Raw genomic sequence first — 23,396 nt, 5'->3', positions numbered from 1 at the left:
AAATTGCGCGGCAATGAAGCCCCTGTCTTATTGGACAGGGGCTTTTCTGCGTTCGATTGGAGGAAGATGCATGATGGAAGAAAAGAAGCGGTTTATCCAGGAATTCGTTCCGGGGAAACAGATTACACTGAGCCACCTCATCGCCAATCCGGATGAAGACATGTTCGATAAGTTGGGTATTCCGTATGGTGGAGCTATTGGTATTCTGACATTAACACCGAGCGAAACGGTGATTATCGCCGGTGATTTGGCGACCAAAGCGGCACACGTAACCATCGGATTTCTCGATCGGTTTACTGGAAGTCTTGTATTGGTAGGCAGCGTATCTGAAGTGGAGACAGCAATGCAGCAAATTAATGAATTTCTGGAACACAATCTAGGCTATACGCCTTCACGTATTACTAAATCGTAACGGAAGGGGAGGGGCTTTATGGCGAAGCAACATCGTGCGATGCTTATCGGAGCGATTGGCGCCGGCAAGTCTACGCTAACGAATGCGCTGCTTGACCGTGATGTGCCAGCGGTAAAAACACAATCGCTGCTATATTATGACTGGATTGTAGATACACCGGGCGAGTATACGGAGAATCCGTTATTCTACAAAAATATTATGGCTACGGCGCTGGAAGTGACGCATGTGCTGTTCATTCAAGATGCAACCAAGTCGAAAACGATTTTCCCTCCCGGATTCGCTGCCGGTATTCCGAAATTGTCTATTGGCGTGGTGACCAAAATCGATGCACCGAATGCTGATCGCGTTCGTGCGGCAAAACAGATAAGGAGAGCGATGCCGGATGGCCCCATCATATATGTATCCGCCTACAAGAAGCAGGGTCTGGAGGAAATCCGTTCGCTCGTAGCATGTGCTTCTCGTGCGCAAATGAAAGAGTATTGTTCGAATTTGGAATCAACAAATATTTCCGATATGTAAACCTTTACATCGCTTATGTTTTTTAGTATGATAATGATAATAAAATGAATATCAAACAGGCAAAGGCGCCTATCAACAATGGGGAAGTGTGCATGTTGAAGGAGCCTTTTTTGTTAAAAGGAGTCTTTCTCATGATCGATGTGCTAGATACTCAACATATCAGGCATCTATGCCAGCAATACACTTCACTTACCGAGGAAGATATTCAAATTATCGTAAGCAAAAGCGAAATGCTACAGATGATGGCGGATGTATCACAGGCTAATATGTTCATCGATTGCCCGATGAAGGATAGAAAAGCCGTCATTGTAGTAGCAGAAGCATCCCCTACGACAACGCACTCAATATATAAAGAAACCGTAGTGGGCAAAGAGGTATTCGAATCGTACGAGCCGGGTGTATTCCGTACCTATCGAACCGGAAAGCCTGCGCTGATAAACAGGGCGGTTACACAGGAAGGGCACCATGTCAAACAGAATGTCGTGCCTATAAAGAATGACAAACAGCAGACGATCGGTATGTTGATTCTGGAACAGGATATTACCCTTCAGGTCAAACATGAAAAAGAACTGGCCCTCCTGTCGGAAACGACCCAGGAGTTCAGCCGTACCTTTTGGGATTTGATTGCTAAAGAGCAATCTATTCCAGACGTTATTGAGGAAGCGCTGCTTCTTCTGTATGAAGATGGCTCAATTTTATATGCGAACAATTCGGCTATCGGATTAATGGAATTGCATAGCGAGCGAACTCGTGAGAACTTTCTAAATGCAAAAGTAAACGAAATATTTCCATTCATTGAAGAAAGCGATTATTTACATGATGGAGTGCTTCAGCGTGAAGTCCACAATCAGGGGGCGGTATATATTCTACGTAGCGTCTGCCTGCAGCAAAAAGATAAGAAGCGGCGTCTGCTCGTATATTTGCAGGATATTACCGATTTAAGAGACAAGGAGCGCCAGTTAATGGTTAAATCAGCGGTCATCCAGGAGATTCACCACCGGGTTAAGAACAATTTGCAGACAGTTGCGGGACTTTTACGTCTACAGATGAGACGAGGTGTTCCGGATGAAGCAAAGGGGCTTTACCAGGAGTGCTTAAACCGGATTGTCAGCATTGCAACCGTTCATGAAGTCCTGTCTTATAATGGCATTGAACGTGTCGCCATGAATCAGGTTATCGAGAAAGTGGCACGCATGTTGGTGTACAATATGTCCTCTGAAGAATGTAAGGTCGACATCATAATGGAGATTGAGGAGATTGCTCTTCAATCCAAACAGGCGGTATCGCTTGCCCTTATCCTGACCGAGCTGGTTCAGAATTGTTTAAAGCATGGTTTTGTCGGCAGGCCGTCAGGAATAATCCGTATTGAGTTCCGCCTTACAGGAGATGAAATTCGGCTGTGTGTAGATGATAATGGAAAAGGCTTTGAAGCGCAGTCTGCTACGGACCAGCTTGGACTTGAGATTGTTCGTAACTTGACGCACTTTGACCTGGAAGGAACATTCAATATTATGCAGAATGTGAACGGGGGAACGCGGGCCAGCGTTTCTTTTCCGGTGGAACAGGGGGAATGAGCGCATGAATAAAGGCAGAATCATGGTGGTTGATGACGAGTCTATTCTGCGCATGGATATCAAAGAAATGCTGCAGGAGGCCGGCTATGATGTCGTAGCGGAAGCGAATAACGGAGAAGCTGCCATCGAGTTGGCCGCCCAACACGTTCCAGATTTAATCGTAATGGACGTGAAAATGCCAAAAATGAACGGAGTAAAAGCAGCCAGAATTATTAATCGTTCCTTCGATATTCCAACCATTCTCTTGACTGCGTATACAGAGGAAGAATTAATCGCGGAGGCGAGAGAGGCGTTCATCTTCGGCTATCTTGTTAAACCGATTACCGAAAGGGATTTAATGCCGGCTGTAGAGGTCGCCATCGGTCAGGCGCGGCGTGTTAAATCATTAATGGGAAGTTTGAAAGAGATGGAGAAAAAGATGGAAAGCCGCAAACGGATAGAACGGGCGAAAGGGATCCTTATGGATGTATACCAGCTCAACGAAGAGCGTGCCTATCAAACGATGCGTACCTATTGTATGAATACACGCAAGACGATGGACGAAGTCGCCAATCATATTCTGCATAACCGAAAATTAGATGTACAATCTGTTCTGTAGACGTGTAAACGATACGAACGTAAAAAAGAATATCCCAAGGCAAAGGCGCCTTATGTGATGAGAGATATCGGCTCATCGCATAAGGCGCCTTTTTGCGAAGGAGAAAGGAGGCAGATCATGCGCCGGACACATCGTGGCATGGAACATATTATCAGTGCGGGCATCGATATTGGAACGAGCACAACGAAACTGGTCATCAGCCGTTTTTCGTTAATGAATACAGCGGGTGCAAGCCATGTACCACGCATCGAAATCATTAATACTGAAATTTTGTACAAAAGTCCGATTTATCGTACACCGCTTTCACAAGGCGATGAAATTGACATGCCAGCCGTTTTCGCGCTCGTACGCAGCGAATACGCAAAAGCTGGGATACGCGAGAACGAAATTCAGACCGGAGCCGTTATTATTACCGGTGAAACGGCGACCAAACGAAACGCGGAGGAAATGGTGCGCCGATTGTCTGACGAAGCAGGAGAGTTTCTCGTCGCTACCGCAGGTCCTGATCTTGAAGGGATGATCGCGGCTAAGGGTTCAGGCGCGTACGAACATTCGAAACGGACAGGCCGTACAGTTGCCAATATTGATATCGGCGGTGGTACTGCGAACATCGCTGTATATCAAGCTGGATTGTTCAAAGGAACATGCACACTGCATATCGGGGGCAGACTTATCGAATATGCGGAGAAGCGAATTTCAAAGCTGTCTCGTCCGGTGCAGTTACTGCTTGAGAAGCGAAAATGGGACCTGAGTATAGGCAATGCATCTGATTCCCCGATAATCGGTCAGGTCGCAAACGCTATGGCGGAAACACTCGCCCGCATTCTTGCTGGACAAGTGACTGCCGAAGATGAGCCATTATTGTTAGGTCATCCGCCGAACTGGGATGTAGCGGTAGAAGACATTATGTTTTCCGGAGGGGTAAGTGAATGCATTTACCGCTTGGAGCCAAACGATACAGGCGGAACGAGTGCATCTGTTTATCATGATATGGGCGTGCAGTTAGCTGAGACGCTACGTACTCATCCGGAGCTTACTCGCTGGAGGTGGATTCATCCGCTTGAAACTGTAAGAGCAACGGTGCTGGGAGCCGGTACACAGACCACGGAAATAAGTGGCGCTACCATTCAGGTTGAACACGAAGTGTTACCGCTTAAAAATCTACCTGTCCATCGAATTTCGTTCGAATACGAAACAGAAAACATACAGGATAAAATTATGCGGGCAGTGGAACAGGCGCTTGAACTGTATGATCCAGGACGGGAAGGGCGCAATTTTGCTTTGTATTTGTCCGAGGTGCCACATCTACGGTTTCATGATGTACAGCATATTGCCGTCTCGTTGCATGAAGCGCTGTGTCGTCAACCCGATCAACGCCAACCGATTGTGGTCGTTACGGAGAACGATATCGCTAAAGTGCTCGGTCAATCGCTTCAGGTTATACAACAAAAGCGCGGCATTCTTTGCATCGACCAGATTCGGGTCGAGAATGGAGACTATCTTGATATTGGCCGTATGCTGCATAGCGGCGTAGTACCGGTAGTTGTCAAAACGCTCGCGTTTCATTCATAAGAAAGGAGTTGAGATGAGGCTATGAGGCTGAAAACAATGCTGCAAGGCCAAACATACGAATTTAAAAATCTAAAAGAATTGTTTGCCAAAGCCAATGAAGAAAAGTCCGGGGACAGGCTTGCGGGATTGGCTGCAGAAACGGTACAGGAACGAATTGCTGCAAAACAAGTACTGGCCGGCTTGACGCTGGAGGATATCCGAAACCATCCGCTTCTTCCGCCAGAGGAAGATGAAGTCTCCCGCATTATCGAAGAACACGTAAACGATACAATTTTTGCGGATATCAAAGGCTGGACAGTAGCCAAGCTGCGTGAGTATATTCTTGATGACAGCGTAGGCGACCGTGAATTGAAACGGCTTAGCCGCGGTCTGACGAGCGAAATGATTGCCGCTGCAGGCAAATTGATGTCCAATCTTGACCTGATTCATGCGGCTAATAAAGTCGAAATCATCTCCCGGTGCAATATTGCTATCGGACAGAAAGGAACCCTTGCATCGCGGCTGCAGCCGAATCATCCGACCGACAATGTAGATGGGATGCTTGCCTCCATGAAAGAAGGATTGTCCTATGGAGTGGGCGACGCGGTCATCGGTATTAATCCGGTAGACGATTCCGTAGAAAGCGTAAAGCGTCTGCTGCATGCCACGCACGATTTTATTGAGGCCTGGAACATTCCGACACAAAACTGTGTACTGGCACATGTAACCACCCAGATGAAAGCGATTGAACAAGGAGCGCCGGCAGCGATGATTTTCCAGAGCATCGCAGGAACAGAGGCTGCCAATCGTTCATTTGGCATCAGTGTATCGCTTCTGGAGGAAGCGCAGCAGATGATTATGGAAAAAGGCACAAGCCGTGGACCGCAGCGCCTGTATTTTGAAACCGGACAAGGTTCGGAGCTATCTGCAGAAGCGCATCACGGAATCGATCAGATGACGCTTGAAGCCCGTAATTATGGCTTTGCCCGTAAGTTCGATCCGTATATTCTGAACACGGTTGTCGGCTTCATCGGACCTGAATATTTGTATGACAATAAACAGGTTATTCGTGCCGGGCTTGAAGATCATTTTATGGGTAAGATGCACGGCATTTCGATGGGAGTAGATATTTGCTATACGAATCATATCCGTGCCGATCAGAACGATATAGAGGAGTTGGGCGTACTGCTGACGGCTGCTGGCGTTAACTTCATTATTGCCGCACCGATGGGCGATGACTGTATGCTGAATTACCAGTCGATGAGCTATCACGACATTGCTACACTGCGTCAAACACTTGAGCGGAAGCCAGCACCTAAGTTTGCAGCATGGCTGGAGTATATGGGAATTACAGAAGACGGCAGGCTGACTGAGAGGGCAGGCGACCCGACGATTTTCTCGGAATAGGAGGGATGAATATGGATCGGCAGCTAATCGAAACCGTGACCCGGCTTGTCATGGAGAAGTTGAAAGACGCGGAATCCGGACAGACCAACACTGTCACCGAGTCGAAATCACAGCAGGAGAAAAGACATTATGGTTCTGTTAAAGTATGGAACCATGTCGGAGAAGCACAAGCACCGAAAAGCGTAGAAGCGTCAGTCGTATCGGAATCATCCGTGTCCCAGGCTGTCCCTATTGTTAAACAGGCAGCACAGCAAATAAAAACAGAAGATGCCGCCAGCAAAAAACCTGGTATTAGCAAGCCAAAAAACAAGGAACAGCTAGCAGAGCTGATGAAACAAACTCCGGCTCGTATCGGAATTGGCCGTGCCGGGCTCCGGCCCAAGACGGATGCATGGCTTTCATTCCGCTTCGACCACGCAGCTGCGGTCGATGCCGTATACGGTACGGTGTCTGAAGACGTATTGAAAAGGCTGAATCTATTTAGCGTTGTTACCCGTGTGGATAACAAGCAGGAGTACATCCTTCGTCCGGACTTAGGACGGCGCTTGAGCGATGAGGCCAAAAGAACGTTGAAGGAGCGCTGCAAGCATAAGCCGAAAGTGCAAATTGTTGTCTCCGATGGACTTAGCTCCCAGGCTGTAGAAGCGAACGTGGAAGATACGTACCTGGCGCTTAAGCAGTCGCTAACAGCGCTTGGCATTGAGATGGGAACACCGTTCTTCGTGGAAAGGGGGCGCGTTGCAGTCATGGATGACATCGGCGAAGTGCTGGAGCCGGAAGTCGTTGTACTGCTTATCGGCGAGAGACCAGGGCTGGTCAGTGCCGAATCCCTCAGCGCATATTTATGCTACAAGCCGCGATACGGTACTGTGGAAGCCGAGCGTATGGTTATCTCGAACATTCATACAGGGGGTATCCCGCCGGTGGAAGCAGGGGCGTACCTGGGCAATGTTGTCCAGAAAATCCTCCGGTATGAAGCAAGCGGCGTTTCGCTTGTACGCAAGGAACAATAGCGAAGGAGGGTTGGGAAGTGGAACTTCAGCCGATTAAAGCGGAAGTGCTGGCGGTACGGATGATTCCGAATGTGGATGCAGCACTGGCAAAACAGTTGCAGCTTACGTCCGGACACCGCAGTCTGGGCATGATTACAACGACGATTGACGATATCGGGTATACAGCGCTCGATGAAGCAACAAAGCGGGCGGAAGTGGAAGTTGTATATGCGCGTTCGTTTTACGCGGGCGCAGCTCACGCTTCTGGTCCTCTTTCCGGGGAGTTCATCGGCATTATCGCCGGACCGACTCCCGATGAGGTGGAGAGCGGAATAGAAGCTGCACAAAATATAATTGAGCACGATGCGCATTTTGAAGCATTGAACGATGATGGAAGTCACGCGCTATATGCACATGTTATCGCACGTACAGGAGCCTATTTGTCCAAAATTGCAGGTATTAATGAAGGCGAACCGCTTGCGTATTTAATTGCCCCACCGCTTGAAGCGATGTATGGCTTGGACGCGGCTCTGAAAGCAGCGGACGTACAACTGTCCGCTTTCTATGGCCCGCCTTCAGAAACGAATTTTGGCGGCGGACTGTTGACAGGTACACAATCGGCTTGTCAAGCTGCGGCTAACGCATTTCGTGACAGCATTATCCGGGTGGCGCGCCAGCCACTTACCTGGTAAGCCAGCGGGGCGGAAAGGAGTGAGTAGAAGTGCAACTCGACAAAGACTTGCAATCGCTGCAAGCCATGCGTCATGCCGTGCGTCGGGCGAAGGAGGCGCAGCAGGAATTTAAAGGCTATTCACAGGAACAGGTCGACCGCATTGTCAAGGCGATGGCTGATGCGGCCTACGAACAGGCGCATCAGCTCGCCAGGCTTGCGGTAGAAGAAACAGGGCTTGGTATTGTGGAACACAAAACCATCAAAAACCAGGTTGGATCAAAGGATGTGTACGAATCGATTGCCGGGGTAAAGACAGTAGGTATCGTTCGGGAACTTCCAGAAGAAAAAGTGGTGGAAATTGCCTCGCCGTTTGGTGTAATTGCCGGTATTGTACCGGTAACCAATCCGACGTCTACCGCAATTTTTAAAAGTTTAATCGCGCTTAAGGCGCGCAACGCTATTGTATTCAGTCCACATCCTTCAGCGGCCCGCTGCACGGTGGAAGCGGCCCGTATTTGCCAGCAGGCTGCTGTGGCCGCTGGAGCGCCGGAAGGCATCATTGGCTGGATTGAAGAACCGACGATGGATGCGACAGAAGGATTGATGAAGCATCGTGACGTTAACTTGATTTTGTCGACCGGGGGCAGTGGTCTTGTCCGTGCAGCATACAGCTCTGGCAAACCCGCATACGGGGTTGGCCCGGGCAATGTACCGGTATATATCGAGAAAACGGCGAACGTTGCGCAGGCGGTGCGACGCATTATCGATAGCAAAACATTTGATAATGGAACGATTTGCGCCTCGGAACAGGCGGTCATTGCCGACCGTAACATACGGGAACAAGCATTGCGTGCTTTTCGTAACAACGGTGCATACATCTTGAGCGAGGAAGAGAAGAAGAAAGTGGAGGACGTAATTTCTCCGGTACGTGGGAAGCTGAATTCCGCCATCGTTGGCAAGAAGGCGGCGGTTATCGCTGAGATGGCAGGTATTCGGGTGCCGAAGGAAACGACGCTTTTGCTGGCGGAAGAGACGGAGGTAGGCAAGAACATTCCGTTTTCGATTGAGAAGCTCTCGCCTATTCTCGCATTTTATACAGTAAATGGGTGGCAGGAAGGGAGCGACTTGTGCGAGCGTTTGCTGGCGCTTGGTGGCCGTGGGCATACACTGTCGCTTCATACGGAAGATACGGAAGTAGCCCGGACGCTGGCATTGCGTTTGCCTGTATCGCGCATTCTCGTCAATACGCCGTCGGCGCTCGGTGCTGTAGGAGCTACCACCGGCCTGGCTGCGTCGCTGACCTTAGGCTGCGGTACATTTGGTGGCAACATTACGTCGGACAACCTGACAGCGCACCACTTGATGAATCTTAAACGTCTTGCATACGGCACAAAAGATATCGCTGTACCGAAACCGGGCAGTGGTGTGCCGGATAGAGGACAGGCGAAACTGCAAATGAAAGGCGAAGAAGAGCAGATTGAACAGGCTGTCGCGCAAGTTCTTGCTAAAATCGGTCCGGTCGGCAAGATAGACAAGCAAACCGTTGCTACCCTGGTCGATAAAGTGCTTGCACAGTTATAGTCTGATAGTTTTAGACATGAGCATGTATAAAAAACGTTTGTAAAACTAAGGAGGAGAAAAAAATGGCAAGAGAATTAACGGCACTAGGTATGATTGAGACAAAAGGTTTGGTTGCTTCCGTAGAGGCTGCAGATGCAATGGTAAAAGCAGCAAACGTTCATCTTGTAGGCAAAGTGCATGTTGGCGGCGGTCTGGTGACGGTACTGGTACGCGGTGATGTTGGCGCAGTAAAAGCAGCGACCGATGCTGGTGCGGCTGCAGCGCAGCGCGTAGGCGAACTTCTTTCCGTACATGTCATTCCTCGCCCGCATAACGAGCTCGAAAGCATCTTACCGAAGCTTGAACCGCAACAATAATGACGTACGATACTGCCCTTATCGAGCGCATTGTGGCCGAAGTAATCGGTCGTCTGCGTCCTGAAACGGAGCGATCTCGGCCGACCCGGCCTGGCCTGCTGCTCGTCTATCCGGGCGAATTCGAGTCGCAGGCGGTAGCCGTCGTTGAAAAAGAATTACAGGCAGGATGGAATGTCTATCATGCGCAGATAGAAGAGATGGAGCATGTTTCGCTTCACCGCGATGTGAAACGGCTGGTTTTTTTGCAGACAGATCAGGATTTATTGATGCGTGGGGCATTAGGCTTGACAGGAACCGTCGCCAGCCAATTGCTGGCAGAAGGGCTTTTGCGGGGACTCCCTGCCCTGCTCGTTCCATGTTCATCGCTGAAGTGGTTGTTGGACGTAAGAGCTGGAGAAGCTGTGCTTTCTCCAGCAGCTAAACGGTACCGTCAACATATTCGAACGCATGCGGCAGAACTTGGCGCGTTCGGTGCAACCCTTGGTTCAATGGCCGATGTGTTGGCGCTGGCTGACACTTTCGTTGAGGAGGAGGTTACAGGAGAGAGCATGGAAGGACGCACCTCTCGCTCTGAACGAACGACCGTATTTGAAGGAAAAGTATTGACGCAAAACGATGTGCAGCAGGCGAAGGAGCGGGTGCTTTATGTGTCCTCTTCCACCGTGGTCACTCCTTTGGCCCGGGACGCGGCGCGTACGAACGGCGTTACCATTCAGGTAGACGAGAGGTGAGTGCGCTATGCGCATCGGAACGGTAATCGGCAACGTATGGGCGACCCGCAAGGAAGACGGGCTAACCGGATTAAAGTTTCTCTTTGTACAATTGGAAGATACAGGCGGCAAGCCGATTGATGCACCACTCATTGCTGCTGATCGCATCGGTGCCGGCATTGGCGACACTGTCATGGTGACAATGGGCAGTGCCGCCCGTTTTGCGATTCCGGAACAAGATGTGCCGGTGGATGCGGTAATCATCGGTATTGTAGACTCAATTGATGTGGAAAGCAGGTGAAAACGATGGCAAAGGCACTAGGTATGATAGAAACGAGAGGATTGATTGGATCGATTGAAGCGGCCGATGCGATGGTAAAGGCAGCCGATGTACGGCTGCTATCACAAGAGAAAGTGGATGCTGCATTAGTCACCGTTTTTGTTGAAGGTGATGTAGGCGCCGTGCAGGCAGCTCTTGAAGCGGGACGAGCGGCTGCAGAGCGTGTTGGTGAACTTGTTTCAAGCCATTTCATTCCCCGGCCGGATGACGAGGTACATCACATTCTAAAAAAGCCTGAACCGGTTGCTTCGCCTACGCCTGCTCAAGATACGACAAAAGCGGGCACCGGTACGGGAAACAGGCGTAAAAAGGAAACGAAAGAAATAGCCGCTCCACCGCAGAATGCAGCTATGCAGGCAAGTACGGAGCCGACAGTGATAGAAGATAAGAAGCCTAATGAACCTGAAGAAGGGCAGGATGCGGATAAACGCCGCAAGCGGTAGCTTGCGGCAAAACGGAAGGAGGGGGAAAGGATGAAGCTTTCATGTGTCATAAAAGGCAGTTCTTATTCGTTTGCATCCGTTAAAGATGTATTAGCGAAGGCAAGTGAAGAGAAGTCGGGCGATCAGATGGCACGCGTCGCAGCACAATCTTCGCTTGAGCGTATGGCGGCGAAGGTTGTACTCAGTGAGTTTACTCTTGCAGACGTGTATGAGAATCCGGTCATTCCGTATGAAGAGGATGAGGTAACCCGAATTATTTATGATGGAATCAACCTTTCCATTTATAATGAAATAAAAAACTGGAGCATTGGCGAACTGCGTAATTATATACTGTCTCATCGGACAGGATCTCATGAGCTTACTCGACTCGGCAGAGGACTTACAAGTGAGATGATAGCAGCTGTAGCCAAGCTCATGTCCAGCATGGATTTGGTCATGGCTTCACAGAAAATCCGTCCGACTGCTCACTGTAATACACGCATCGGAGAGAAGGGAAGACTGGCATTTCGTTGCCAGCCGAATCACCCTACCGACGATCCGGAGGGGATTCTTTTTTCAATGAAGGAAGGATTGTCTTATGGAGCGGGTGATGCTGTTATCGGTATCAACCCAAATGTCGATACAGTAGAATCTGTCTCGCGTCTGTTGCATATGTCGCATGATTTTATGATGAAATGGGAGATTCCCACACAAAATTGTGTACTTGCACATATCACTACCCAGATGCAGGCATTGGAAAAGGGAGCACCGATCGCGTTAATGTTCCAAAGTCTGGCTGGGACACAAAAAGCGAACGATGCATTCGGCGTGAACAAAAATATGCTTGATGAAGCTTTGAACATGATGATGCGCCACGGTACTTCAGCGGGACCAAATGTGATGTATTTTGAGACAGGGCAGGGCTCAGAAGTGTCGCTTGATGCGGATCTTGATGTGGATATGCAGACGCTGGAATCGCGTACATACGGTTATGCGCGTCAGTGGAAGCCGTTCATGGTCAATAATGTATCAGGCTTTATCGGACCGGAAACGCTCTATGACGGCCGTCAAATGATACGCGCCGATTTGGAAGATTTGTTCATGGGCAAGCTCCATGGCTTACCGATGGGAATTGCCCCTACGTATACGAATCATATGTATGCCGACCAGAATGATCAGGAAATTGCGGGCATGCTGACCGCGCTGGCGGGTGCGAACTTCTATATGGGCGTACCGGGTGGCGATGATGTTATGCTAAACTACCAGGATACAAGCTATCATGACGATGCCAGCTTACGCGAGATACTAGGTTTACGTCCGCTCCTAGAATTCGAGAAATGGTTGGAGAAGATGGGATTGATGGAAGATGGGCGATTGACCGAACGTGCAGGTGACCTTTCGATTTTTGAGGAAGCGAGGTGAGAAGATGAACCAGCAAAAAATCGAGCAGGTAGTTGAGCAGGTGCTGCGTGAGTTGACCCGTAAGCTGGAAGTTTCCCGTATGGAAGAGGTACGAACGGAAGAAGTGGTTCCGCAACGAAAAGAAGAAGATGTGATTTTCTTTTCGGAGGAGAAGGAGATGGGGGTGGAGCGTCCGCATCATCTACAGGCGATTGAAAGAGCCCAGCAAGTCACTCCGGCCCGAATCGGCATTGGACGTGCCGGCACACGTTTGCGGACACGTAGCTATCTACAGTTCCGCATCGATCATGCGGCAGCGCAGGATGCAGTAATGAAGGATGTATCGGAAGAACTTGTCGAGTCATTGGGCTTACCCGTATTGAGAACACAAGCTGAGGACATGGCGACTTATCTTATGGATTTAGACAAGGGGCGCAAACTATCGGAGAAGTCCGTTCGCTGGCTTTCCGAGCACGGGGAAAAGAAGAAGAATGTGCAGATTCTTGTTTGCGATGGGCTTAGCTCGTCTGCTGTGGAAGCGAATATCCGGGATATACTTCCCTCGCTTGAACAGGGGCTCAAGCTAAAAAACATGAGTGTGGCCCGTCCGTTATTTGTCAAACGGTCCCGTGTCTGGGTGCAAGACCATATCGCATCCATTGTAGAGTGCGATGTCGTACTCTCGCTTATTGGAGAGCGGCCTGGCCTTGCTACGTCCGAAAGTCTGAGTGCATATATGGTATATCGTCCAGGGCCACACACGGTAGAGGCTGATCGGACCGTAATTTCCAACATTCATAAAGGTGGCTTTCCTCCGGTGGAGGCAGGCGCATATTTGGCTGATTTAATCGGAGATATTATACAGCATGAGGCCAGCGGAGTCAGTTATATGAGGAAGAAAAATAATCAGAATAGTTAGTAATTATTGGTGTTATTTTTCATATAAGGAGGGCTGGATTTGGCACAAATCGGGAATTACGTAATTTATATCATGATGATAGCTGCGGTGGCTGGAGCTATTGCGGCGATTCGTGACAGCGAAAAGGGATTGGGACGCGAGTTTATGGAAGGATTGCATTCCGTTGGGTACATTTTTGTCCCGGCTGCAGGGATTATGGCCTCAATTCCCTATCTTTCGCAGTTAATCCAAACGGTGTTTGGACCTTTATTTCATGCGATGGGTGCTGATCCGGCCATTGCGGCCACTTCGATTATTGCTATGGACATGGGTGGCTATCAGCTTGCAGAGAAGCTGGCCCAGACAAAAGAAGGCTGGATTATGGCGACGATGACAGGATATATGGCAGGCGCCACGATTGTATTCTCCATTCCGATGGGACTTGCCATGCTGGAGAAGCGGGACTACAAATATATGGCACTCGGCGTTATGTCCGGTATTTTAACTGTACCTATTGGCGTATTCATTGCCAGCATTTTGATGGTTCTTTCCGATGCAAAAATACGCGAAGTTATTGCCACGAATGGAGAGGCTACGTATCAACTTGCATTGAGCTTTGGTCAGATTATGACAAATTTATCTCCGCTTGTGATTCTCGTGGTGATTATTGCACTTGGTCTCCGCTTTTTCCCAAATACGATGATTCGAGGTTTTATCTGGTTTGGCCGAGGAATTGATGCGTTTATTAAACTCGTACTTGTTGCATCGATTGTCGAATACTTTACAGGCTTTTTCAGCATGATTTTCGGAAGCTGGGGATTCGATCCGATTATTGCCGACGAAGCAAATCCTGTCCGTGGTCTTGAAACAGCAGGGTTTATTGGTATTATGCTGGCAGGTGCGTTTCCGTTCGTTTATCTTGTTCGCAAATATTTGGCAAGGCCACTGGAAGCTGTCGGTAGTAAACTGGGCTTAAGTCCGGTAGGTAGTGCAGGATTTCTTGCGACGATAGCAAACATCCTGGCGATGTTCCGATTGGTAAAAACGATGCCACCAAAAGATAAGGTTATCAATATTTCCTTTGCGGTGTGTGCGGCTTTTCTGCTCGGTGATCACCTTTCATTTACTGCCAATTTTCAGCCAACAATGATTTTACCCGTCATTATCGGTAAGCTAAGCGGCGGCTTGATTGCTGTTGGGCTTGCTTATTGGCTGTCTGTACCGAAAGCGCGCGAATTAGAGCAGCAGGACCGTGCGGCTGGCATTATTGGAAAGGACGAATATCTCGATTTAAGCAAAAAGGAGAACGTGCCGCTTGAAGGCGATGAGCAGCCATACGATTCGAAACTAAGCGGTTTATAAAGGCAATCTTCATCAGTGGAGATAATGCTTATTTCCCACGAATTCGCGCTCAATCAGCAAGTAACTCTATTAGGAGAGACTTGCTGATTTTGCTATTTTACATAAAGCCAACAAGGGGGCATAAGACTTTCTATAAAATTGCCGGAGCTTTCATTTGAAACAGCGGCGCAGAAAATGGTAAAATGCATTGTGGGTTAAATTTGAGCGAGCTTTCATGGCAGCACTCCTAGGAGGTTTATGGATGGAAATAACCGTCAAAGTAAACAGATATGTTGATTCATTAAAAGAAGTTACATATTATCTTGTATCAGTCAATGCGAGGGAAGGCCTTCTTCGCAACGATACGATTGACAAAGTACTCGGTACAAGCTATCGGGACATTGCGGTTGAGCATGGTGGCTTTATTGAGAACGGAAATGAAGTGTATTTCAAAAGCCGCGAGGAAGCAGAGGAAATGTGTGGCATCTTGAGAGAAATGCTACAGGCACGCTACAATCAGACAATGGATACGGAGCTGACAGAGAACTACGGAGAATGGGATGTGCTCGAAGCAGGAGAGGGAACTGCTGTTATTGCAAAAGATTTTCCGGATCAAGAAGATAGACCGGTCATGGTTGTTATGAGCGATGATGTGTACTTGCTGCAAATGCCCGGTACAGAAGGAACGTATACAAATCTGGCCGATTATCATAAGAGCGAAGAACAGTATAAGGCGCAAGTAGACACATTGAAGCATAAAATAATGTCACTGGCCGATAAAGAGATTATACGCGTAGAAGAAGACGCGGATGAAATTTTGACTTGGGATACGCTTGAAGAAATTTCTGAGGCTTATAAACGATTTAATAACACTCGCAAACAATTCCTGCGTTACGTAAAATAAAACAAACGAAAAATCCCGTCGATACAGGCGGGATTTTTGTACATCTATCCTTTGCGTACAGGAGGCAGAAGTAATGAAGGTCAGCATAACATGGGAGTATAAAGCGTCAAATGGCAAAGCGTATACGACGTTTACTTCTCAATGGATGGCAGGCACAGAAGCGATTCAGCTGGCAAAAGACATCGAGAAAACCGGACGGGTACAAAGCCTTGCTTTTCATGATGAAGAGGGTGAGTCGTGGACGAAAAAGGAGCTTCAGAAGCTACTGAAAGAAGTTGAAACTGAGCCTCATAATCTTATCGTATATTTTGATGGAGGCTATCATAAGGAGTATCGCGTAGCTGGCCTCGGTGTGGTCATCTATTTTGAACAGAACAATAAACCATATCGTATTCGCAAGAATGAGGTAGTCGAAGCGATCGATTCTAATAATGATGCAGAATATGCAGCATTTTGGCTGGCGCTTCGTGAACTGGAAACGCTCGGAGCACACCATTTGCCGGTGACGTTTCGAGGCGATTCACAAGTGGTGTTAAACCAATTAGGTGGCGAATGGCCAGTATTTGAAGAACGGGAGAATCGCTGGATAGACAGAATCGAAGCGAAGCTTGCAGAGTTAGGGCTTAAACCGCATTATGAATCGATTGGACGTGCGGAAAATAAAGAAGCGGATATGCTGGCCACGCAGGCGCTTAAGGGAGAGATAATTTTTAGCCGCAAGCAATTGTAGGGAGAAAAAGCGGCAGGGTATTTTCTTTTTTGTCACAAAAGTATAATATATGAGTATTCGGAAAATAGACAAAAGCGTAAGTACAACCTTGAAATACAAAAGTGGGGGACAGAGAGATGAAAGTAGCAAAATTCGGAGGAACATCCTTGGCCAGTGCGGCACAAATCAAAAAAGTATGCGACATCGTACTTGCGGATGCCGAGCGAAAAGTTGTTGTCGTATCTGCTCCAGGTAAGCGAGACAAAAACGATACGAAAGTGACGGATTTATTAATTGCGCTTGCCGAGCGGTATCTGGCGGAAGGAGAAGCGGAAGCGGAGCTGGCCGCTGTCGTAGCCCGTTACCGTGATATTGCAGAGGGGCTTGCATTATCGGAAGAGCTTGTACAATTAATCGAGGCAGATCTGCGGGAGCGCCTTGCACTTGATAGAAGTAAACCCGAGATGTTTATGGATGCGATAAAAGCTAGCGGGGAAGATAACAATGCCAAAGTAGTAGCGCGCTATTTGCAGAGCAAAGGTGTTCAGGCAAGGTACGTCAATCCAAAAGAGGCGGGTCTTTTTGTAAGTGAAGAGCACGGAAATGCCCAGGTGCTTGCCGAATCGTATGAGAATTTAAAAGCGCTTCGTCATGAGGAGGGAATTCAGATTTTCCCAGGCTTCTTTGGGTATTCGCCATCCGGTGAACTGGTGACATTCTCACGCGGTGGTTCTGATATTACCGGGTCGATTCTGGCAGCAGCAGTCGAGGCGGATTTGTACGAGAACTTTACCGATGTTGATTCGGTATTCTCGGCTAATCCGAATATTGTGGCAGATCCGCAGCCGATCCAGAAGCTCACCTATCGTGAGATGCGAGAGCTGTCGTATGCTGGCTTCTCCGTATTCCATGATGAGGCCCTCATTCCGGCCTTTCGCGCCGGTATTCCGGTTTGCATCAAGAATACAAACAATCCGGCTGCACCGGGTACAATGATCGTATTTGAGCGGGAAGGCAATGGAAATCCGGTAGTAGGTATCGCGAGTGACGGCGGATTTTGCAGTATTTACGTAAGCAAATACTTGATGAACCGCGAAATTGGTTTCGGACGTCGCCTGCTTCATATTCTGGAAGACGAAGACCTATCGTACGAGCACATCCCGTCAGGTATCGATGACATTTCCGTTATTCTGAAGGACGACAAAATCGATGATGAAGTAGAGCGTCGCATTACAGAACGCGTTCGCACAGAACTTGCGGTCGATGACATTGTATTCGAACGGGACATGTCAATGATTATGCTCGTAGGCGAAGGGATGCGTCACAATGTCGGTACGACAGCCCGGGCAGCGAGTGCATTGGCACGGGCCCACGTTAATATTGAGATGATTAACCAGGGATCATCAGAAGTCAGCATGATGTTTGCTGTGAAAGCTGTCGATGAGCAAAAAGCTGTCCGTGCTATTTATGAGGAGTTCTTTAGCCAAAATAATGCCGCAAGCGAAACGGCAGCAACAGAAGAGGCGATGAGCTACCGCTAATACGGAGGAAGATTCGTACAATTGACTGGGCTTTTGGCCCAGCAAGTACGAGTAAATAGATTATAAAAAGGAAAAGGGGGAAGCGAAGAGCCGGGAATCGCGCCGCATCAGGTGCAGGCTCTGCCGCGTATGCGCTTATGTATATGGTGATTTACGATGCGATGACAGATTTCGGTTTTTTGTACAAAAAAGTCGAAGCGTTCAGCACGCTTGATGAAGCTAAAGTGTTTGCGTCTGAAAAGAAAAAGAAAGGGGCGCAAAACATAAAAATCGTGCAGGAAGTCATGAGCCTGTGACATATTTGCAACGGAAGCGATATGATAGGTGGATGTGGCTTGTGGCAGTTCTCCTATGCATTGTTCTGATTGCAGGATGCGGAGATAAGCGGGAGACGCTTCTGTATGTCGGTCAATCGGATAACTGGAAAGCTTTACTGACGGTTATCCATACAGCGGACAGTAAAAAGGAGCAGCAAATATTACGTCTTTCCTATAAGTCAGCTGATATCGAATCTGTATATAATGTCCGTTATCGTCTTGCAGGGCTTGGTGAAGAGGTAAGTGGAAGCGAAGACGACATGAATAATAAAAGCAGCATTATCTACCGTACAAGTTGTACCGGGTGCGAACGAAGAGGGGAGGACAGTACGTTTACAGTAACGGTAGACTGGAGCCCCAACCGCAAAGAAACATTCCCGGTTACATTCGTACGCAAAGAATAAGAAAGTCCCTTGTTCACATATTTTGTTCCTAAACGGGCAAAATAAATGTGAAGGAGGGGCTTTTTTTATGATTCAAGTAAAGCTGCAGCCTGCTTGCTCCAGCATCATGTATTTTGATGCTGTCAAGGGAGGGCGAACTTCATTCACTACAGAAAGTGATGTGCTTATTGGCCAACTTTCCAGGGAAGAATTTACATCATTTCTAAAAGATAATAACTTAGTTCCTTACCATGATGCATTAAAAAGCTATGAGAGCGGTGAAATCGTTGGGCGTTTCGAGAGTATAGAATGATACGCTGCAATCTTGCGGTTTTTATAGGAGCCCTTTATAGGGCTTTTTTTTAAGAAAAAAAAGCTTTTTGTAACTTTTTTACGGTGTAAAAAGTTGTGGAAAAATAGGTTTGCTATCATATATTATGGTCTTATGGGATTAGTTATCTATTTCTGGTGGGCAAAAAGATGGTACAAAGCAGAGAACAGGAAGAGAGCGAGGGAAAACGTTGTGACGTCCAGTTATATTGATTTTTTTACGGACCGTCGCGGAAAAGTAATCGCGTGTATGGTCAATACATACTTAAATGATGAAAAGCATTATGCTGTTAAAATCGAACTGGGCAAGGAGTATGTAGTACAGCCACTAAATGCGTTAAAGAAAAAACACCGGGACCGCCGCTGCATCGTTATCGGGTTCATTCAGGACGATACCGGTGTGCCGAGTGATGCCCGTGTTAAATTTCTTGATACGAATCGTACGGGACGGGTGAATATTCGCGATTTGATCGCTTCATTTGAGGGAAAAAATGAAGAAGAAAATGATGAAAGCTTTTGACCGGAATCCCCGGTCAAAAGTTTTTTGTTTATGGATAAGAAATTGGAGCAGGGTAGTTGATCCTGGACATCGAAAAAGAAACAGAGATAAAAAACAAAATAAAGGAGAGAATCCTATGTATGCAACTGTTATTCAGCCTCGTATGTCCGAGACGAATGGAACCGGACATATTAGCAATACGACACTCCCCGTGTGGTTTGAAGCAGCACGGGAGCCGGTTTATCGCTTGTTTAATCCGAGCGGGGATATGCGCACCTTTCCATTGATTATCGTAAATATGAATGTTGACTTTCTCCGCCAAATTTATTTTGGCTGGGAGGTAGAGGTGCGTATCTGGGTCAAGCGTATCGGAAATAGCAGCTTTACCCTTTATGAAGAGCTGTATCAGGAGGAACAACTATGTGCCAAGGGTAGTGCAACCTATGTTTATTTTGATTATGAGAACCAAAAATCGCAACCGATTTCACCAGAAGTACGTCAGAAGTTAGAGGTACATCGATTACCTACGATAATGGAGGAGTCATCTCACGGATAAGCGCGTGTATGTTATGCTCGAAGGTTTTGATATGGCGCCCGTTTCACACAGCGCCTAACCGTTCACAAATGAATATGATTTCTTACTTGTACAAACTGACAAGTGAATATACACTAGGGAACATGGGTATAAGATAACGAGACTGACAGCGTGGGAGGAAATTATGCATTCTACAGCGTTACAAACACTTGAAGCAGTGCGCGATGAATTGCTCGCGCATCCTATGTATGCACAGATGACAACGCCGGAGAGAGTAAGGGTGCTCATGAAGCACCATGTATTTGCAGTATGGGATTTTATGACGTTACTTAAACGGCTACAGCGGGAAGTCACCTCGGTAGATGTACCATGGATACCGAATGAGACGCCGAACTATACGCGCTTTATTAATGAAATTGTGCTAGCAGAGGAATCTGATGAAGACGGACGTGGGGGATATGCAAGCCACTTCCAGCTATATTTGGAAGCGATGGGGGAAGTGGGAGCAGATAGGGCGCCAATTTGCGCATTTTTGGATCAGCTTCGGAATGGAGAAGATTATGTGGAAGCTTTGGATCAGGAAGTGATCCCGGTTTCAGTGCGTGAGTTTGTAGCGTATAATATATATACGGCAATGAATGGAAAGATACATGAGGTAGCTGCCGCCTTTTTCTATGGTCGTGAAGGCTTAATCCCTGATATGTTTGAACTATTGGTGGATGCGCTTGAAAAAAAGGGTGCTACCAATGAGCGTCTTGATTATTACTTGCGTCGTCATATTGAACTCGATGGAGATGATCATGGTCCGCTAGCACAGAAGCTATTGGAGAGTTTGTGTGGTCAGGATGAGAAGAAAACGGAAGATGCGCTGGAAGTGGCACGCCGTTCGCTTCTTATGCGCGGTAGACTATGGGATGGGGTGCTGGCAGAAATCAGAAAAAAAGGTCTATAGTAGAAGGGTGCATAAATCTTCCGCCTTTCCTTCACAATCAGGCAAAATGCCGCTTTATGCGGCAAACATTAAAACAACTGGCCAGCTCCATTTAAAATCAAAGGCCTCGGCTTCAGAGTGATAAGAGGTTGACGAGCAGACGCTTGCAGAAATGGTGTGTATGAATGAGACGATAGGTGGAAAATAGAGAGAAGACAAGAGCGCCGCGTGTTCCCAAATTTGGAACACGCGGCGTTATCGTTGTTTGAATATTATATAGGCGCTGTTTTGGAAAAGTATAGCGATTGGATGCGCTGTACCGTATCAGCAAGATTATTGGGCACCTGGATAATAGAGTATCCCATTAAGTACGGGGAACCTGGCGCACGCAATACGATTTTTGCAATGATGTCGCCCTTATACTCGTAGAAGAAAATGTTGTAGCTTTTATAGCGCTTATTCATATGTGTAAGCAGGAAATGGACTGCAATTTGTACATATTCAGCCATTTTATGCAACGCGCTTCGGTTGCTGAGTACGACATTGAATTCTGTAAATCCGCCTCGTGGACGGGTAGAGAGATTGAATTCGACACCAGGTACACAGTCGATGACAAGACCGCTAAACTGCTCTGGGTGGAGGTGTTCACGGTAGTCGGTGTTATACAGCCCTACCATTTGCATATGTGCATGGTAAATGGACCCCCCGGAATGGATTCCATGGTTTTTGAAAAAGATGACGGAACGGTATTTTCCACTGGATTCAAGGGCTTCCCAGTTACGCATCGCAAAATCGAACAGTGCATGCAGATGGGGTTTATCATATATTGATAAATCATCCTGACATGTTTTTGTCTCCACCAGCACCATCTGATATGCACGTTCAAGCGTTTGAAATTTGTTTTCGATTAATAGAAATGGACCGCTCTGGTTAAGAACAACCCCCTCTTTGAAGATCGTTTCTCTATCGCAGAACGGACAGCTGTCTTCTTTATTGTGCAAGGTGGACGGCTTGGTCCGTGCGATATTGGTCTGAAAGTTCATATATGTATACATAGACCATCCTCTTTATCTGTATAATTTTTATTGGTTACTAAAATCATACTTAATTTTTATGTAAATGAAAACGTTCGGGCGCTCTATAGACTCTTTTTCTCTTTTATACGTGCTACAAACAAGCTACAATAGCAGAGGTGGAGAGGCTTCTATTTATATGTATCTGATTTGATGCATGCACTTCCTTCTTTGACTTTCCACCCTCTAACCACCTGACCATTTGTTACTATCTCAAATGAATTCTATATAGGAACGGAGAGACATGCATGGAATGCACTGTACAATATCTTTCTTTTTTCGTTGTGCGCGGTGAAGGAGAAAATGCGGAGAAAGGATATAAACATTATCAGACGCTAGCGGAAAATGAATATACGAACAGCACGCTGAAAGACTTTCTTGACGGTGAATTTGCCCGTGTTATTAAACGAAAAGTTGAACGCAATCCAAAAACAGAACAGGCTCCAACAAAAATTGGTCGCTTCATCGTTGAACCCGGCCATGGGCTTGATAGCAATCCAAATTACAATTTATTCGCCCGTCTTCGCGGCGCTGCCAGTAAGGAGGAGTTCCGGCGCCATAGCGAGGATTTGGTGCGCACGTATATGAATACAAGCGCTATTCGGGGAGGAGCGTTGATCGTTGCACGTACCCAGCTTACAAAGTATTTCGATGAGCCATTTGCATTTGTACTTAAATGCGATTTCGAACCTAAAATAGCAACCGTTACGGACGAGCGCAGCCTCATTAGTCAGGTAGAGATGGCGATTAGTGCCAAGAACATGAAATCCATTCAATATCCTCATATGCCGGAAGAAGGCATGCTAGAAGAATGGGAATTAAAAATCCACCAAGCGTCCCATGCCCGTTATTTTGAGGACTTTCTTAAATTCGTCGAATACGACCAATCATTGCCAGAAATGGTGAATACCCAAGTGATGGAGATGGTACAACAGTATATTGAGACAGTCTACGAGGAAGAAAGTCAAGAAAAACAGCAGGAAGAAGAGGCAATGGAAATCTGGGCTGCAAGCGAGAAACGTGAATTACAGCAAAGGTGGTCGAATGAGCAGGTCGTAGAAGCGGCAGCCGCACTGGTAGAGCAAAGACCTGATTTAGAAATGAAGCTAAAACTGGATCATATCACGGTGAAGGCGCTCTTGGCCGATTTTGGAGATTCGATTCATATCGCAAAGCTGGGTGAACGATACGTTGTATTGATTGAAGGAGAGGGATTTGAGTTTGAAAAAGGTGTCTCTCCCATTGAATTGCTTCAACCGGATGAGCTTGAGGATGTAATGATACGTATTAAGCAAAAACAAGGAAAACCTGCCACCTATGAAACGGATACGACAGATGATGCACCTCCGTTTTGATAGGAAATATTATATAAATTACCAAGGGTGTTGATTATCCAGTA

The 23,396-nt window shown here is 47.3% G+C and carries 26 protein-coding genes and 1 pseudogene; 26 read left to right on the top strand and 1 reads right to left on the bottom strand.

Features of this window, described 5'->3' with window-relative positions:
- Positions 1–70: 70 nt before the first annotated feature.
- From eutS to HMPREF0083_RS07740, 25 genes and pseudogenes are all read left to right on the top strand, one after another.
- Positions 71–412 carry an ethanolamine utilization microcompartment protein EutS gene (gene eutS / locus HMPREF0083_RS07855; protein WP_040301965.1) on the top strand — a complete coding sequence of 114 codons (342 nt, stop codon included), beginning with the start codon at positions 71–73 and terminating at the stop codon, positions 410–412.
- Between the two features lie 18 nt (positions 413–430).
- Positions 431–931 carry a EutP/PduV family microcompartment system protein gene (locus tag HMPREF0083_RS07850; protein ID WP_021620670.1) on the top strand — a complete coding sequence of 167 codons (501 nt, stop codon included), beginning with the start codon at positions 431–433 and terminating at the stop codon, positions 929–931.
- A gap of 131 nt (positions 932–1,062) precedes the next feature.
- Entirely contained in the window at positions 1,063–2,505 is a 1,443-nt protein-coding gene (locus HMPREF0083_RS07845) for a sensor histidine kinase (protein WP_051354575.1), read from the top strand.
- A gap of 4 nt (positions 2,506–2,509) precedes the next feature.
- Positions 2,510–3,103, top strand: a complete 594-nt coding sequence (locus tag HMPREF0083_RS07840; protein WP_021620668.1) for an ANTAR domain-containing response regulator — start codon at positions 2,510–2,512, stop codon at positions 3,101–3,103.
- Positions 3,104–3,220: 117 nt separating this feature from the next.
- Positions 3,221–4,675: an ethanolamine ammonia-lyase reactivating factor EutA gene (locus tag HMPREF0083_RS07835; protein ID WP_040301963.1), complete on the top strand. Its 1,455-nt coding sequence runs from the start codon at positions 3,221–3,223 to the stop codon at positions 4,673–4,675.
- 21 nt (positions 4,676–4,696) lie between these two features.
- The gene (locus HMPREF0083_RS07830; protein WP_021620666.1) at positions 4,697–6,061 is read left to right on the top strand and encodes an ethanolamine ammonia-lyase subunit EutB; all 1,365 of its coding nucleotides are present in this window, start codon (positions 4,697–4,699) and stop codon (positions 6,059–6,061) included.
- An 11-nt stretch (positions 6,062–6,072) separates the two neighbouring features.
- Entirely contained in the window at positions 6,073–7,074 is a 1,002-nt protein-coding gene (gene eutC / locus HMPREF0083_RS07825; RefSeq protein WP_040301961.1) for an ethanolamine ammonia-lyase subunit EutC, read from the top strand.
- 17 nt (positions 7,075–7,091) lie between these two features.
- Positions 7,092–7,745 carry an ethanolamine utilization microcompartment protein EutL gene (eutL, locus tag HMPREF0083_RS07820; protein ID WP_021620664.1) on the top strand — a complete coding sequence of 218 codons (654 nt, stop codon included), beginning with the start codon at positions 7,092–7,094 and terminating at the stop codon, positions 7,743–7,745.
- 29 nt (positions 7,746–7,774) lie between these two features.
- Positions 7,775–9,307 (top strand): acetaldehyde dehydrogenase (acetylating), encoded by a 1,533-nt coding sequence (locus HMPREF0083_RS07815; RefSeq protein ID WP_021620663.1) that lies wholly within the window; start codon positions 7,775–7,777, stop codon positions 9,305–9,307.
- A gap of 62 nt (positions 9,308–9,369) precedes the next feature.
- Positions 9,370–9,663, top strand: coding sequence for an ethanolamine utilization microcompartment protein EutM (eutM, locus tag HMPREF0083_RS07810; protein ID WP_021620662.1), 294 nt, complete (start codon positions 9,370–9,372; stop codon positions 9,661–9,663).
- Positions 9,663–10,394, top strand: coding sequence for a hypothetical protein (locus HMPREF0083_RS07805; protein ID WP_021620661.1), 732 nt, complete (start codon positions 9,663–9,665; stop codon positions 10,392–10,394). The genes eutM and HMPREF0083_RS07805 overlap by 1 nt, the downstream gene beginning before the upstream one ends.
- A gap of 7 nt (positions 10,395–10,401) precedes the next feature.
- A complete protein-coding gene (locus HMPREF0083_RS07800) occupies positions 10,402–10,674 on the top strand; it encodes a EutN/CcmL family microcompartment protein (RefSeq protein ID WP_021620660.1) in 273 nt (90 codons plus the stop codon).
- Between the two features lie 5 nt (positions 10,675–10,679).
- Positions 10,680–10,941: pseudogene (locus tag HMPREF0083_RS29345) on the top strand (BMC domain-containing protein); the annotation flags it as partial.
- Positions 10,942–11,186: 245 nt separating this feature from the next.
- Positions 11,187–12,557, top strand: coding sequence for an ethanolamine ammonia-lyase subunit EutB (locus tag HMPREF0083_RS07790; protein ID WP_021620658.1), 1,371 nt, complete (start codon positions 11,187–11,189; stop codon positions 12,555–12,557).
- A 4-nt stretch (positions 12,558–12,561) separates the two neighbouring features.
- Positions 12,562–13,455, top strand: a complete 894-nt coding sequence (eutC, locus tag HMPREF0083_RS07785) for an ethanolamine ammonia-lyase subunit EutC (RefSeq protein ID WP_021620657.1) — start codon at positions 12,562–12,564, stop codon at positions 13,453–13,455.
- Between the two features lie 39 nt (positions 13,456–13,494).
- Positions 13,495–14,796: an ethanolamine utilization protein EutH gene (gene eutH / locus HMPREF0083_RS07780; RefSeq protein ID WP_051354574.1), complete on the top strand. Its 1,302-nt coding sequence runs from the start codon at positions 13,495–13,497 to the stop codon at positions 14,794–14,796.
- Between the two features lie 241 nt (positions 14,797–15,037).
- Positions 15,038–15,679, top strand: a complete 642-nt coding sequence (locus HMPREF0083_RS07775) for a hypothetical protein (RefSeq protein ID WP_040301959.1) — start codon at positions 15,038–15,040, stop codon at positions 15,677–15,679.
- 73 nt (positions 15,680–15,752) lie between these two features.
- Entirely contained in the window at positions 15,753–16,409 is a 657-nt protein-coding gene (locus tag HMPREF0083_RS07770) for a ribonuclease H family protein (protein WP_021620654.1), read from the top strand.
- A gap of 116 nt (positions 16,410–16,525) precedes the next feature.
- Positions 16,526–17,929 carry an aspartate kinase gene (locus HMPREF0083_RS07765; RefSeq protein ID WP_021620653.1) on the top strand — a complete coding sequence of 468 codons (1,404 nt, stop codon included), beginning with the start codon at positions 16,526–16,528 and terminating at the stop codon, positions 17,927–17,929.
- A gap of 161 nt (positions 17,930–18,090) precedes the next feature.
- The gene (locus tag HMPREF0083_RS29715; RefSeq protein WP_262360666.1) at positions 18,091–18,225 is read left to right on the top strand and encodes a hypothetical protein; all 135 of its coding nucleotides are present in this window, start codon (positions 18,091–18,093) and stop codon (positions 18,223–18,225) included.
- A 41-nt stretch (positions 18,226–18,266) separates the two neighbouring features.
- Positions 18,267–18,650 (top strand): hypothetical protein, encoded by a 384-nt coding sequence (locus HMPREF0083_RS07760; protein WP_148315917.1) that lies wholly within the window; start codon positions 18,267–18,269, stop codon positions 18,648–18,650.
- A gap of 67 nt (positions 18,651–18,717) precedes the next feature.
- Positions 18,718–18,942, top strand: coding sequence for a hypothetical protein (locus HMPREF0083_RS07755; RefSeq protein WP_040301955.1), 225 nt, complete (start codon positions 18,718–18,720; stop codon positions 18,940–18,942).
- 210 nt (positions 18,943–19,152) lie between these two features.
- A complete protein-coding gene (locus tag HMPREF0083_RS07750) occupies positions 19,153–19,479 on the top strand; it encodes a hypothetical protein (RefSeq protein ID WP_040301954.1) in 327 nt (108 codons plus the stop codon).
- Positions 19,480–19,594: 115 nt separating this feature from the next.
- The gene (locus HMPREF0083_RS07745; protein WP_040301952.1) at positions 19,595–20,014 is read left to right on the top strand and encodes an acyl-CoA thioesterase; all 420 of its coding nucleotides are present in this window, start codon (positions 19,595–19,597) and stop codon (positions 20,012–20,014) included.
- A 163-nt stretch (positions 20,015–20,177) separates the two neighbouring features.
- Positions 20,178–20,945, top strand: a complete 768-nt coding sequence (locus tag HMPREF0083_RS07740; RefSeq protein WP_021620647.1) for a DUF3050 domain-containing protein — start codon at positions 20,178–20,180, stop codon at positions 20,943–20,945.
- A gap of 251 nt (positions 20,946–21,196) precedes the next feature.
- On the opposite strand, the gene HMPREF0083_RS07735 is transcribed toward HMPREF0083_RS07740, so the two are convergent.
- Positions 21,197–21,979 (bottom strand): DUF4931 domain-containing protein, encoded by a 783-nt coding sequence (locus tag HMPREF0083_RS07735; RefSeq protein ID WP_040301950.1) that lies wholly within the window; start codon positions 21,977–21,979, stop codon positions 21,197–21,199.
- A 266-nt stretch (positions 21,980–22,245) separates the two neighbouring features.
- Here HMPREF0083_RS07735 and HMPREF0083_RS07730 point away from each other — a divergent pair, with 266 nt between their 5' ends.
- A complete protein-coding gene (locus HMPREF0083_RS07730; RefSeq protein ID WP_021620645.1) occupies positions 22,246–23,352 on the top strand; it encodes a DUF3900 domain-containing protein in 1,107 nt (368 codons plus the stop codon).
- Positions 23,353–23,396: the final 44 nt, after the last annotated feature.

The sequence above is a fragment of the Aneurinibacillus aneurinilyticus ATCC 12856 genome (assembly GCF_000466385.1).
Taxonomy (GTDB): Bacteria; Bacillota; Bacilli; order Aneurinibacillales; family Aneurinibacillaceae; genus Aneurinibacillus; species Aneurinibacillus aneurinilyticus.
This window is presented reverse-complemented; position numbering and strand designations above follow the sequence as displayed.